This window comes from Xanthomonas sp. WHRI 7065, from assembly GCF_040203115.2.
Classification (GTDB): domain Bacteria; phylum Pseudomonadota; class Gammaproteobacteria; order Xanthomonadales; family Xanthomonadaceae; genus Xanthomonas; species Xanthomonas arboricola.
The window spans coordinates 1,470,630-1,482,615 of sequence record NZ_CP168194.1; the positions used below are offsets into that span (position 1 = coordinate 1,470,630).

At 66.6% G+C, this 11,986-nt stretch carries 14 protein-coding genes; 7 read left to right on the forward strand and 7 right to left on the reverse strand.

Annotated features, from left to right (window positions below; genetic code table 11):
* Position 1: 1 nt before the first annotated feature.
* Complete coding sequence (locus ABQY64_RS06320) at positions 2 to 601, reverse strand: GNAT family N-acetyltransferase (RefSeq protein ID WP_016901691.1); 600 nt, start codon at positions 599 to 601, stop codon at positions 2 to 4.
* A gap of 226 nt (positions 602 to 827) precedes the next feature.
* Between ABQY64_RS06320 and ABQY64_RS06325 the strand changes: the two genes are divergently transcribed.
* From ABQY64_RS06325 to ABQY64_RS06345, 5 genes are all read left to right on the forward strand, one after another.
* Positions 828 to 2,024 carry a sensor histidine kinase gene (locus tag ABQY64_RS06325; RefSeq protein WP_349779164.1) on the forward strand — a complete coding sequence of 399 codons (1,197 nt, stop codon included), beginning with the start codon at positions 828 to 830 and terminating at the stop codon, positions 2,022 to 2,024.
* On the forward strand, positions 2,024 to 2,665 hold the full coding sequence (locus ABQY64_RS06330; protein WP_016901693.1) for a response regulator transcription factor: 642 nt from the start codon (positions 2,024 to 2,026) through the stop codon (positions 2,663 to 2,665). Before ABQY64_RS06325 ends, ABQY64_RS06330 begins: the two co-directional genes overlap by 1 nt.
* A gap of 373 nt (positions 2,666 to 3,038) precedes the next feature.
* On the forward strand, positions 3,039 to 4,220 hold the full coding sequence (locus tag ABQY64_RS06335; protein WP_039519954.1) for an SRPBCC family protein: 1,182 nt from the start codon (positions 3,039 to 3,041) through the stop codon (positions 4,218 to 4,220).
* A gap of 95 nt (positions 4,221 to 4,315) precedes the next feature.
* Positions 4,316 to 4,687, forward strand: a complete 372-nt coding sequence (locus ABQY64_RS06340; RefSeq protein ID WP_349779163.1) for a DUF423 domain-containing protein — start codon at positions 4,316 to 4,318, stop codon at positions 4,685 to 4,687.
* A gap of 2 nt (positions 4,688 to 4,689) precedes the next feature.
* On the forward strand, positions 4,690 to 5,364 hold the full coding sequence (locus ABQY64_RS06345; RefSeq protein ID WP_212579287.1) for a DNA-3-methyladenine glycosylase: 675 nt from the start codon (positions 4,690 to 4,692) through the stop codon (positions 5,362 to 5,364).
* Positions 5,365 to 5,401: 37 nt separating this feature from the next.
* On the opposite strand, the gene ABQY64_RS06350 is transcribed toward ABQY64_RS06345, so the two are convergent.
* From ABQY64_RS06350 to ABQY64_RS06365, 4 genes are all read right to left on the reverse strand, one after another.
* The gene (locus ABQY64_RS06350) at positions 5,402 to 6,199 is read right to left on the reverse strand and encodes a M15 family metallopeptidase (RefSeq protein WP_349779162.1); all 798 of its coding nucleotides are present in this window, start codon (positions 6,197 to 6,199) and stop codon (positions 5,402 to 5,404) included.
* A 155-nt stretch (positions 6,200 to 6,354) separates the two neighbouring features.
* Entirely contained in the window at positions 6,355 to 6,534 is a 180-nt protein-coding gene (locus ABQY64_RS06355; protein ID WP_053051285.1) for a hypothetical protein, read from the reverse strand.
* Positions 6,531 to 6,815, reverse strand: coding sequence for a hypothetical protein (locus ABQY64_RS06360; protein WP_349779161.1), 285 nt, complete (start codon positions 6,813 to 6,815; stop codon positions 6,531 to 6,533). Before ABQY64_RS06360 ends, ABQY64_RS06355 begins: the two co-directional genes overlap by 4 nt.
* 9 nt (positions 6,816 to 6,824) lie before the next feature.
* Positions 6,825 to 7,694, reverse strand: coding sequence for an SPFH domain-containing protein (locus ABQY64_RS06365; RefSeq protein WP_016901700.1), 870 nt, complete (start codon positions 7,692 to 7,694; stop codon positions 6,825 to 6,827).
* A gap of 127 nt (positions 7,695 to 7,821) precedes the next feature.
* On the opposite strand from ABQY64_RS06365, the gene purT reads away from it, so the two are divergent.
* The gene (gene purT, locus ABQY64_RS06370) at positions 7,822 to 9,021 is read left to right on the forward strand and encodes a formate-dependent phosphoribosylglycinamide formyltransferase (protein ID WP_184231199.1); all 1,200 of its coding nucleotides are present in this window, start codon (positions 7,822 to 7,824) and stop codon (positions 9,019 to 9,021) included.
* A gap of 100 nt (positions 9,022 to 9,121) precedes the next feature.
* On the opposite strand, the gene ABQY64_RS06375 is transcribed toward purT, so the two are convergent.
* Both ABQY64_RS06375 and ABQY64_RS06380 read right to left on the reverse strand, forming a co-directional pair.
* A complete protein-coding gene (locus ABQY64_RS06375) occupies positions 9,122 to 10,351 on the reverse strand; it encodes an endonuclease/exonuclease/phosphatase family protein (protein ID WP_260400718.1) in 1,230 nt (409 codons plus the stop codon).
* 52 nt (positions 10,352 to 10,403) lie between these two features.
* Complete coding sequence (locus tag ABQY64_RS06380) at positions 10,404 to 11,318, reverse strand: arginyltransferase (protein ID WP_039519976.1); 915 nt, start codon at positions 11,316 to 11,318, stop codon at positions 10,404 to 10,406.
* Here ABQY64_RS06380 and ABQY64_RS06385 point away from each other — a divergent pair.
* Positions 11,209 to 11,946 (forward strand): EF-hand domain-containing protein, encoded by a 738-nt coding sequence (locus ABQY64_RS06385; RefSeq protein WP_016901704.1) that lies wholly within the window; start codon positions 11,209 to 11,211, stop codon positions 11,944 to 11,946. The two genes, ABQY64_RS06380 and ABQY64_RS06385, sit on opposite strands and share 110 nt — an antisense overlap.
* Positions 11,947 to 11,986: the final 40 nt, after the last annotated feature.

Genomic DNA, 11,986 nt, shown 5'->3' on the forward strand with positions numbered 1-11,986 from the left:
CTCAGCTCCCCGTCGACGGGTTGTCGGTGGCGGCGGCATGACGCGGCCGGCCGACCCACGGCAGGTGGTCGGGCAACTTGCCGGCATAGGTCTCCTTGACCCACGGATAGCTGCACATGTCTTTCATCAGCATGCTGGCGCGCACCTCGACATCGGCCATGGTGTTCTGGCCAACCTCGCGGAAGCCGAAGCTGCCATGGAACAGCAACGCCGCATCGGCGCCATGGTCCAGGAACACCTCGCAGGCCAGTTGCGGGTAGCGCAACTCGGTGTAGCTCTGCACATCGGCATAGAACGCACGCCCGACGCCACCGCCGCGACGGCGGCTGGCGACCACGATGCGGTCGATATAGAAGAATTCCGGGTGACGGTCCCGGAACCAGGCGAAATTGCTGCTGTCATGCGCACTGCCGCTGCCGAACCCGACCAGGAAACCGGCCAGGTTGCCGTCGCGCTCGGCGACGCGGAAGTATTCGGCCTGCTCGTAGAAACGTTGCAGCTTGGTTGAATCCAGCGGCAGGATTGCCAGTCCGGCATTGTTGTTCAGGGCCAGGACGGAATCGAGCTCGTGCTCGCGCACGTCGCGGATAACGATCGACATTGGGACTCCGTGGGGTAACGCTCTCGACCCGAAATCGGATCTGCGTCGGATTATTGCATGCGTGGCCTGAAGCGGCGACCCGCCGTGTGCCGCCAGCCAGGCATGAGAGCCGACTGCAGCATGCCGACGCCGGCAGCTCCTGCTGCCAAGGCCGTCGCGCCATGCCAGGCGTATGCATGACTTCCGGCAAGAGGGCAGCCGCCCGGCGAGCGCCTAAGATGCCTGCATGTTGGGATACCTCAGTCATACGCGCGTCCTGCGCTTCGCCGGCCTGTTCACCTGGGCGATGATCGCCATGCCCCTGGTGTACACCTATTGGCCGGCCGCCGAAGAGGGCGACCACCGCAGCGTGGCCGAAGGCCTGCTGATGTCGGCGTTCTTCGTCGGCTTCGGCGCCAGCTACTTCTGGCTGACCCGCGGCCTGAGCAGCGGCGGCCATGCGCATTGGTACGACCGGCTGATCCTGCTGCTGCTGACCATCTTCGCGCTGGCGGTCAGCTATCTGAGCGGGACCGGGCTGGGCAGCATCCTGATGATGGTGGCGGCCGGGGTGATCCCCTGGCTGCTGCCACTGCGCATCGGCGTGGCCTGGCTGGTGCTCAGCCAGCTGGCGGTGCTGCCGGTGTTCTATTACCTGCGCCCGGACTTCACCCTGTTCGCCGCGCTGATGCAGTCGCTGTTGTACGGCGGCTTTTCGATGTTCATCTTCGTGACCAGCCTGGTCGCGCGCCAGCAGACCGATGCCCGCGAAGAACAGCGCCGGCTCAATGCCGAGCTGCGCGCCACCCGCGCGCTGCTGGCCGAAAGCGCCCGCGTCAACGAGCGCACCCGCATCTCGCGCGAGCTGCACGACCTGCTCGGCCACCACCTCACCGCGCTGAGCCTGAACCTGGAAGTGGCCGGCCACATCACCGATGGCCAGGCCCAGGAACACGTGCGCCAGGCGCATACGCTGGCCAAGCTGCTGCTCACCGATGTGCGCGAAGCGGTCAGCCACCTGCGCGACAGCGGCGCGATCGACCTGGAAGCGGCCCTGCGCCCGCTGGTGACCCAGGTGCCGTCGCTGGACATCCATCTGGACATCGCCCAGCCGCTGACCCTGGACGACCCCGAGCGCGCCCACGTGCTGCTGCGCTGTACCCAGGAAATCATCACCAATGCGGTGCGCCATGCCGGTGCGCGCAACCTGTGGATCCAGGTGCGGCGCGATGCCGACACCGTGTTGATCGACGCGCGCGACGATGGCCATGGCGCCGACGCGGTGGCGCCCGGCAACGGGCTGCGCGGCATGCGCGAGCGGCTGAACCAGTATGGTGGCCAGCTCGAGATTCAAACCCGGCGGGGTGACGGCTTCGGCCTGCGCATCTCCGTTCCAGGCGCGCCGGCACTGATGCCTGCGGCCGTGACTCAAGGAGTGTTCTGATGATCCGTGTGTGCCTGGTCGACGACCAAACCCTGGTACGCCAGGGCATCCGCTCGCTGCTGGCGCTGGATAACGGCATCGAGGTGGTGGCCGAGGCCTCGGACGGCAAGCAGGCGGTCGAGCAGATCCCGCAGGTCCAGCCCGACGTGGTGCTGATGGACATGCGCATGCCGGTGATGTCCGGCCTGGAGGCGCTGCAGATGCTCTCGCGCAACGGCACGCTGCCGCCGACCATCATCCTGACCACCTTCGACGACGACCAGCTGGTGCTGGCCGGGCTCAAGGCCGGCGCCAAGGGCTACCTGCTCAAGGACGTCTCGCTGGAACAACTGGTCGGCGCGATCCGCACCGTGGCCGACGGCGGCTCGCTGGTGCAGCCGGCGGTGACCCAGCGCCTGCTGTCGGGCCTGGAGCACATGCGCAACGAGTTCGTCAGCCTGGACCGGCCCGATCCGCTGACCGACCGCGAGACCGAGATCCTGCGGCTGATGGCCAGCGGCTTCTCCAACAAGGAGATCGCCAACTCGCTGGGCGTGGCCGAGGGCACCATCAAGAATCACGTCTCCAACATCCTGTCCAAGCTCGGCGTGCGCGACCGTACCCGTGCGGTGCTGAAGGCCTTCGAGCTGCAATTGGTCTGATCGGCAACGCAGGGGGCGCAGCTGCCGACGCGCGGCGCTGCGTGCGCTCCGCCGCGCGCGTGGCAAAGCGCGTGGCGGGGTGGTCTGGTCGTTTCCAAGCCGATCAAGCGTGCTGCCGGAGGAACGAAAACCGCGCTGCCGGCAATCGCATCACACACAGGCATCGCGCGATGTGCATGATAGCTGCGCGCAATCTGCCCAAACCCTTGTGCAGGTTGGGATTGCGCAGTCATGGACTGCGCGGTTGCGCGGTGGATGACACCGCAAGACCGCGCTACCCGTCGCACAACTGAACATCTTTCTCGAAGCCTGCTAGGATGGCGGCTTCGCTTCACTCAACCCGGCCGTGGGATCGGCCCCGGAGACCTCCTGAATGACCCGTATTATCGAGTTCCTGATCGCCTTGGGGATCGTGGCTGGCTTGTTTGTCGTGGTGGGCTTGGTGTTGCCCTCGGAGCGGCAGATGTCCGAGAGTGTTGAGACCAACCGCAGGATGACGATTGTTTACGACACCGTGAACAGCTTCCGTCGTTTCAAGGATTGGAACCCGCTTGTGCTGCGTGACCCGAAGATCCAGCTGAAGCTGGTCGGCCCGACCGAGGGCAAGGGTGCACGCGTCGAATACAGCTCCACCGAAGGCTATATCGGCGACGGCAGCTGGGAGATCACCAACAGCGTCAAGAACGAGCGTGTTGAGATTTCGATCGACGATCCCACCAAGGGCTACGACAAAGTCACCAACTTCACCCTTGCGCCGACCGGCAAGAACAACAAGAACGTCAAGATCACTCAGGACTACAGCGTCAAGTACGGCTGGAACCTGTTCGGTCGTTATGCCGGTCTATATGTCAGCCGCCACGTGGGCGACGACCTGAAGCTGGGTCTGTCGCGTTTGACGACCGCACTGGCCACCGTGCCGAATTTCGACTACCGCGCCCAGCTCGACGGCAAGCCGGTGTTGAGCGATCTCAAGCTCGTCGATGTGCCGGCCGAGGACCTGTTGGTCGTCACCGCGGGCAACATCGATCGTGACAACGAGACGATCAAGAAGTCGATCAAGGACAACCAGGAGTGGATCAAGCGCGTGATGGACGCCAACGGCCTCGAGGCTGCTGGTCCGGTCCGCATCGTGACCACCGACTTTGCTACCGACAAGTACGCGTTCGACGTGGTGCAGCCGGTCCGCAAGCGTGCCGGTGGCGCGCCGAAGACCGATGCCAAGGCCGACACCGCCAAGGCTGATGCCAAGAAGGACGACGCCGCGGCTGCCGCACCTGTGGATGCAACCCCGGTTGCTGCAGCGGGCGAGGAGTTGAAGGTCAACATCCCGTCGGAAGCACCGGTCAAGTACGAGCGTACCAAGGCACACCGTTCCGCGTTTGCGACCTACGCAGGCCACATGGCCGGCCTGGACGCAGTGCGTAGCTCCCTGCGTGCCTGGGCTGCCACCAACGGCAACGACGTGACCGAGCGTCCGTACGAGTCGTGGAAGGGCGGCGTGGACAAGTCGTTTACGCAGGATGGTACCTACGACGTCTACTGGGCCATCAAGTAATCGTCTCACCACGATGATCTGATCCAGACGAAAACGCGCCGCAGTCCTGCGGCGCGTTTTTTTTTGCGCCACGGCGCTGCAATGGAAACTTCGTTATGTCCCTGCTCGAACGTCGCAAGAAACATCCGTCGCTGCTGGCGTTTTGCGGCGGCCTGCTGGCCGCCATCGCGGTGGGCCTGTCGGCTTATGCCTCGCACGGGGTGGCCGATGCGCTGGTGCAATCGCGGCTGCAGCTGGCAGCGCTGTATGCGTTTGGCCACGGTGCCGTGCTGACCGTGCTCGGCGCTACCGAAACGCGTGCACTTGGCCGGCTCGGCCTGTATCTGCTGTTGCTCGGCACGCTGCTGTTTGCCGGCAGCCTGGTCGGCGGCGCGCTGCTGCACTGGCCCACCAGCCTGGCACCGGTCGGCGGCACCAGCCTGATGCTGGGCTGGGTGGTGCTGGCGATCGGCGCGTTGAGGCGCTGAGCATGCCGCGCCATGCCCGCGGATTCGATGTGGAGGCCGCCTTTGCGTACCTGAGCCGGCGCGATCGCGCGCTAGGCGCGTGGATGAAGCGCATCGGCCCGATCACCGCGCAGCCGGGTTGGCGCAAGCCGTTCGATCCGGTGGACGCGTTGGCGCGCGCGATCCTATTCCAGCAACTCAGCGGCAAGGCCGCATCGACGATCGTAGCGCGGGTGGAAGCGGCCATCGGTGCGCCGCGGCTGCATGCGGACACGCTCGGTCGCATCGACGACGCGGCACTGCGTGCATGTGGCGTCTCCGGCAACAAGTCGCTGGCGCTGCGCGATCTGGCGCGCCGCGAGCGCGACGGCGAGATTCCCTCCCTGCGCAGGCTCGCCTTCATGGACGAGGAAGCGATCGTGCAGGCGCTGATCCCGGTGCGCGGCATCGGCCGCTGGACGGTGGAGATGATGCTGATGTTCCGCCTGGGCCGGCCGGATCTGCTGCCCATCGATGACCTGGGCGTGCGCAAGGGCGCCCAGCGCGTGGACAGGCAGGAACAGATGCCGACACCGAAGGAACTGGCCATCCGTGGCGAACGCTGGGGCCCATACCGCAGCTACGCGGCGTTTTATCTGTGGAAGATCGCCGACTTCAGCGTGGCAGCCAAGGTGCCGACGCCGCGCTCGCAGGAGTAGGGCGTTGCAGTGCGGTGCGCGCGGCTTGCCGCGCGCGTTACGCCGCCGACCAACGCCAGTGCCAGGGCTCGTAGATGATGCCGTAGGGATTGTCGCGCGGATAACTCAGCCGGTAGCCAAAGCGATCCGCGTTGTCGCGCAGCCAAGCGAAGGCCGGCGTGGTCTCGAAGGATTCTTCCACCGGCGGCTCGCCGGGCGTGCCGATATCCAGTGCATCGCCGCTGTGGTGTTCGCTGAAGCCGGGCGCGGTGTTGACCGCCAGGATCTGCGGCACCGTCAGGCCGCGCGCCAGCTTGCGTTCGAAGATCGCCAGTTGGTAATCGTGGCTGCGATAGCCGGACAATGCATCCAGCAGCACGCCAGCGCGTGCAGCGTCGGCCCGCATCTGTCGCCATGCACGGCTTGCGCCGGCGCTGAGCCATAACGGACGCGCAAAACGATCGCGTCCGGCAAAGTGCAGGGCAGCAGGTTCGGCCACCAGGCTCAGCCCGGTCTGCCGTGGATACGCCTCCACATCGATTTCCAGTTGCGCCAGCCGCTGCTGCACGCCGCTGACCGGCAGCCGCGTGTTCGCCCGGTCCGATGCACGCCCGCCTGGCAGTTCTAGCAGCGCCAGTGCCTCGTCCAGCCCCGGCTCGTACGCCAGTCGCGGGATCAACGGCATCAGGCCCTGCGGCAGATGCGCGGCCAGGTAGCGCCCGTCGCGCTTGCGCCGCAGCAGCCAGTCGGCTTGCGCCAGCACGCGTGCATCCGCATTGCCGCGCGCACGCAGCAGGTCTGCCGGCCACAGTTCGATGTCGGAGGTGTTGAGCAGAAAGCGTGGGGAATTGCGCATCGCCGCAGCTTAGCGGGTGCCACGTGAGGGCTGCCAGTCCGGAGCGGGGCGAACGCTTCCGTGCAGCGATAAAGATGCTCCGCTGAGCGGCGGCGGGGCGGATGCATGCGAGCGGAAGCTGATCCGTTCTGACGATTACTCACGCCTGTGCTTGTTCAAGCACCGGCGTCCTTGTCGGCCTGCGGCTTCGGCAGGCGCCCGGCCTTGCGTAGCGCATCGCGCAGCACGTATTCGATCTGCGCGTTGAGGCTGCGCAGTTCGTCGTCGGCCCAGCGCTGCGCGGCGGCCAGCACGTCGGCGTTGATGCGCAGCGGATAGGCCTTCTTCTCGCTCACTCGCGCTCCTGGCGGCCGCTGTGGCGGCGCAGGTGCATCACCATCGACACGATCAACACATTCACACCGACGAGCATGCCGATCACCACCGCGTAGATGCCGGCGCGGTTGTCGCCGGCCCAGTACAGGCAGGCAGCACCGATCAGGATGACCAGGCTGATCAAGGCCCAGCGCAGCCCCAGGCCGCGCGCGCGGTCGTCGTCGTCCGCACCGATGGAGGCGGCGATTGCCAATGCAGGCAGGCCGGAAAGCGCGACGACCAACGGCACGATGACATTCATTGCATCACCTCAATACAGCGAGCCGGCGTTGACCACCGGTTGGGTACCACGATCAGAACACAACACGGTGAGCAGGTTGCTGACCATGTGCGCCTTGCGCTCTTCGTCCAGCTGCACCACGCCGTTTTTCTGCAGCTCGGCCAGCGCCATTTCGACCATGCCCACCGCACCGGCGACGATGCGCGTGCGTGCGGCGATCACCGCATTGGCCTGCTGGCGTTGCAGCATGGCCTGGGCGATTTCCGGCGCGTAGGCCAGGTGGCTGATGCGCGCTTCGATCACGTCCACGCCGGCCTGGGTCAGGCGCTCGTCCAGATGGCGCTTGAGCTGTTCGCTGATTTCGGCCGGATGGCTGCGCAGCGAGATCTGATCGTCTTCGTGCTGGTCGTACGGGTAGCTGGTGGCCATCGCGCGCAACGCCGCTTCGGACTGGATATGCACGAAGCTTTCGTAATCGTCGACGTTGTAGACCGCCTCGGAAGCGTCCAGCACCTGCCACACGATGACCGCGGCGATCTCGATCGGGCTGCCGTCCAGTTCGTTGACCTTGAGCCGGCCGCTCTCGAAGTTGCGCACGCGCTGGCTGACCCGGCGCTTGGCATAGAAGGGGCTGTTCCAGCGCAGGCCCGGGTCCTTGACCGTGCCGACGTACTTGCCGAACAGGCTCAGCACCGCCGCCTGGTTCGGCTCCAGCGTGTACAGGCCGGCCAGCATGAAGATGCCCGCCGCCACCACCAACAGCGCAATCAGGAACCCGGCTGGAGTCGGGCTGCCGGCCGCCAGGGTCGTGAGAATGAACCAGGCGGCGCCCGCAAACGCGGCGCCAGCGGCGAGGATGACCGGAATGCCCGGCAGTGAGCTGATCGGCTTCTCTTTCATGAGGTGGGTGTCCTTGGGGAGTGGAAAAAAGATATCAAAGTGATATCAGTTGCTGCAAGTCGCGCAGCCGGCGGCCATGGCGACGGCCCGTTAGAATGGCGGCCCCCTCCCGATCTGGACTGCGCTCATGACTACTCTCGGCACGCCGTTGTCGCCTTCCGCCACCCGCGTGTTGTTGCTGGGCTCGGGCGAGCTGGGCAAGGAAGTGGCGATCGAATTGCAGCGCTTCGGGGTGGAAGTGATCGCCGCCGATCGCTATGCCAACGCGCCGGCGATGCAGGTCGCGCACCGTTCGCACGTGCTGGACATGCTCGATCCCCAGGCGCTGCGCGCGCTGATCGCCCAGGAGCAGCCGCATCTGATCGTGCCGGAGATTGAGGCGATCCATACCGAAACGCTGCTCGCGCTGGAGCGCGAGCAGGGCCAGCGGGTCATCCCGACCGCGCGCGCCGCACGCCTGACCATGGACCGCGAGGGCATCCGTCGCCTGGCTGCCGAAACACTGGGCCTGCCGACCTCGCCGTATCGCTTCGTCGACACGGCTGCCGAGTATCGCGAGGCGATCGCCGCGGTGGGCCTGCCGTGCGTGGTCAAGCCGGTGATGTCGTCCTCGGGCAAGGGCCAGAGCACCTTGCGCAGCGAGGCGGACATCGAGGCGGCCTGGGATTACGCGCAGACCGGCGGACGTGCCGGTGCCGGCCGCTGCATCGTCGAGGGCTTCATCGACTTCGATTACGAGATCACCTTGTTGACCGTGCGGCACGCCGGCGGCACCTCGTTCTGCGACCCGATCGGGCATTGGCAGAAGGACGGCGACTACCGCGAGAGCTGGCAGCCGCAGCCGATGTCAGCGGCCGCCTTGCAGCGCTCGCAGCAGATTGCGCAGGCCATCACCGACGACCTGGGCGGTCTGGGCCTGTTCGGCGTGGAGTTGTTCGTCAAGGGCGACGAGGTGTGGTTCAGCGAAGTCTCGCCGCGCCCGCACGACACCGGCCTGGTCACGCTGGTCTCGCAGGAGCTGAGCGAATTCGCCCTGCACGCACGCGCGATTCTCGGCCTGCCGGTCGGTGCGGAAAACGGCGGCGTGATCCGTCAGAGCGGCCCGTCGGCCTCGTGCGCGCTGCTGGCGCACGGTCACGGCGTGCCGGTCTTCGACAATGTTGCGCAAGCCTTGCGCGACCCGGACACCGCACTGCGCCTGTTCGGCAAGCCGCGCGTGGACGGTCACCGCCGCGTCGGCGTCACGCTGGCGCGCGCGGACAGCATCGATACCGCGCGCGAGAAGGCGCGGGTAGCCGCAGAGGCAGTGCAGATCCAGCTGGACTGAGCGCTGCGCGCGTCATGGCGCGGTTGCGGCAACCAGCCGCAATCGCGCCACGTCACAAGCAACCACCCGACGCTTCAAATCCCCAATCCCCAATTCCCAATCACCGCCCCCCAGCCACATCCACCCAAACCGCATGATGGTCGCTGCCATCGGCAATCGCCGCTTCCGGCGTGGCGCTGGCGGGCCAGAAGATGCCGCTGCCGACCAAGGTGAACTGGCGCGAAGGCAGCACGTAGTCCAGCCGCATCGTGCCCGCCTGCGGCCCGAAGTCGCCGGTTACCTGGTGCGGGTCGCCCGCATGTGCAATGCCTTGCGCGGCGTACTCGGCAGTTTTTTCCGGGCCGCCTGCACTCTGCGGCGTGGGGTACTGCAGCACCCGCGGGTGCGTGATCAAGGCGCGGATCGCATCGTGCCGGCCGGCGCCGTCGACCGGGTCGTTATTGAGGTCGCCGAGAATGACGAAGCGCGCATCGGCGGGCAGCCCGCCGCAGCGGCCCTGGTCGTCGCACAGCCAGCTGGCGTCCTTGGGATTGTCCAGATACTCGCGCCATAGCCGCAGCTCGTCGTGGTTGCGGGCGACGTTGCGCTTCTCGGCGCCATCGAACACCGGCGGGGTGGGGTGCGAGACCAGCGCGTGCACCACACCGAGCGGCGTGCGCACCGGCACGTCCCAATGCGATTTGGACGACAGCCGCAGCTGCGCCCAGATCGCGTCGCGATAGAACGCTTGTTTGCTGGACGGGTCGGTCGGGCGCAGCGCACCCGGCAGCGCGCTCCATTTCAGCAACTGGAAACTGCGCACCGCCTGCGCGTCGATCGGGTAGCGCGACAGCATCAGCATGCCGTACTGGCCGGGATGCAATCCGTAACCCCAGGCATCGTTGCCGCGGGTGCGGCCATCGCCACCGACGCTGCCGTTGTTGTCCAGATCCAGGCCGCTCGGCACGCCGGTATTGACCGGGGCCAGGTAGCGATACGGGTAGTGCAACGCTTCGCCGCCGCCCGGCTGGGCGACCTCCAGATAGCGTTGCTGGAACAGATCGGCGGCGCGGTGCTCGGGGTCGAAGTCGAACTCGTTGAGCAGCACCAGATCCGGACGCACCCGCTGCAGCACCGCGGCGATCTTGCGCGCATGCGCGCTGTCGCCCTGCAGTTCGCGCACCAGGCCGCCGGCCTGATCCGAATACAGCGAGGTGTTGTAGGTCGCGATGCGCAGCTGGGCCGGCGCGGAGGCGGCAGTTGCCTTGGCGCTTGTGTCCGGAGAGGTCGCCTGATGTGCGCAGGCGGCGCAGAGCGCGGTCAGCGCAAGCAGTAAGAGAGGTCTGATCATCGCGACATTCTCGCATGTGCAAGACGACAGCCCGATGTCGTCCCGGGGTGGTTCAACCTTCCGGTGCAGCGGCAGGAAGCCCGCGCCATTGGCGGCCGTCGTAGGCCTCCAGCGCGCTGAAGCGGCGCTTGTAGTTCATCTTGGCATGGCCGTCGATCCAGTAGCCCAGATACACATGCGCGCGGCGCTCGCGTTGCGCCCATTGGATCTGCTGCAAGATCGCAAAGGTGCCCAGGCTGCGCGCAGTGGCATCCGGTGCGTAAAACGTATAGACCGCCGACAACGCATGCTCGGTGACATCGGTGACCGCAACGGCGAGCAGCCGCCCAGGCGCATGCGCCACCGCCGGTTCGCGGATTTCCAGGAAGCGTCCATGCGACCAGCCGCCGATCAGGAACTGGTCGAATTCGGTGGCGCCATGCTCGTCCATGCCGCCGCCGGGATGGCGGTGCTTGAGGTACTGCCGGTACAACGCGAGTTGTTCGTCGGTGCGCTCGGCAGCGACCACGCGCACCACCAGGTCCTGGTTGCGCGCCAGGCAACGGCGCTGGCTGCGATCGGGCCGGAACGCATCCACTGCGATGCGCACCGGCACGCAGGCGCGGCAACGTTCGCAATGCGGCCTGTAGACCAGATCACCGGAGCGACGGAATCCCCATGCCAATGCCTGCGGATAGATCGCACCCAGGCGCGGATCGTGCGGATCCAGCACCAGGTCGCGCGCGCGGCGCTCGGACCAGTAGCCACAGGCATGCTCGCCGGTCTGGAACAGGCGCAGGTCGTCATGGGTGTCGGCGTGGATGGCCATGGCGTCAGGATAGCGCCTGCGCGTCGCAACAGCGGCGACTGTCCGCCGGATGAATACGCCCGGTTGCCGCGTCAACGCGCGCGCCGATGGCTCGTTGATGTGGGTGTTGGTGGCAGCGCACGGTGGATCCGGATGCGCCACCCACGCGATGCGGCCCATGCAGGTGCCGCGTGTGGTTCCCACATTCCAGGAGTTTCTCATGACGTCTCGCAAACCGTTTCTCGCACTGGCCGTGCTGGCTGCCCTGTCCACCGGCGCGGTGTTCGCCGCTCCGCCTGCCGCCGGCGATGCGCCGCGTCCTGCCAAACTCGACAAGAACGGCGATGGCGTGATCGATCGCAGCGAGGCCGCTGCCGACCCCAGGCTGGCCGCACAGTTCGACACGCTGGACACCAACAAGGACGGCAAGCTGTCGCGCGACGAGCGCCCGCATCATCGCGGCCCGGGGCGCGGCGGACGCGGCGAATGGCTGAGCAAGCTCGACACCAACAAGGACGGCCGCATCAGCCGAGAAGAAGCCAAGGCCGACCCCAAGTTCGCCGCGCGCTTCGATGAGATGGACATCAACAAGGACGGTTTTGTCGATCGCGCCGACCGTGAGCTGCGCATGCAGCAGCATCGCGACGCGTGGTTTGCCAAGGCCGATACCGACAAGGACGGCAAGCTGAGCAAGGCCGAGTTCGATGCCGCATCCAAGCAGCGTGGCGAGCATGGCCGCTGGGGTCAGGGCGAGCATGGCGATCACGGCAAGCGTCCGATGCCGGCCAAGCCTGCCGCGGGCAACTGAGTTCATCCAGTCGCTTACCCGGTCGCAGTGCTGCGACCGG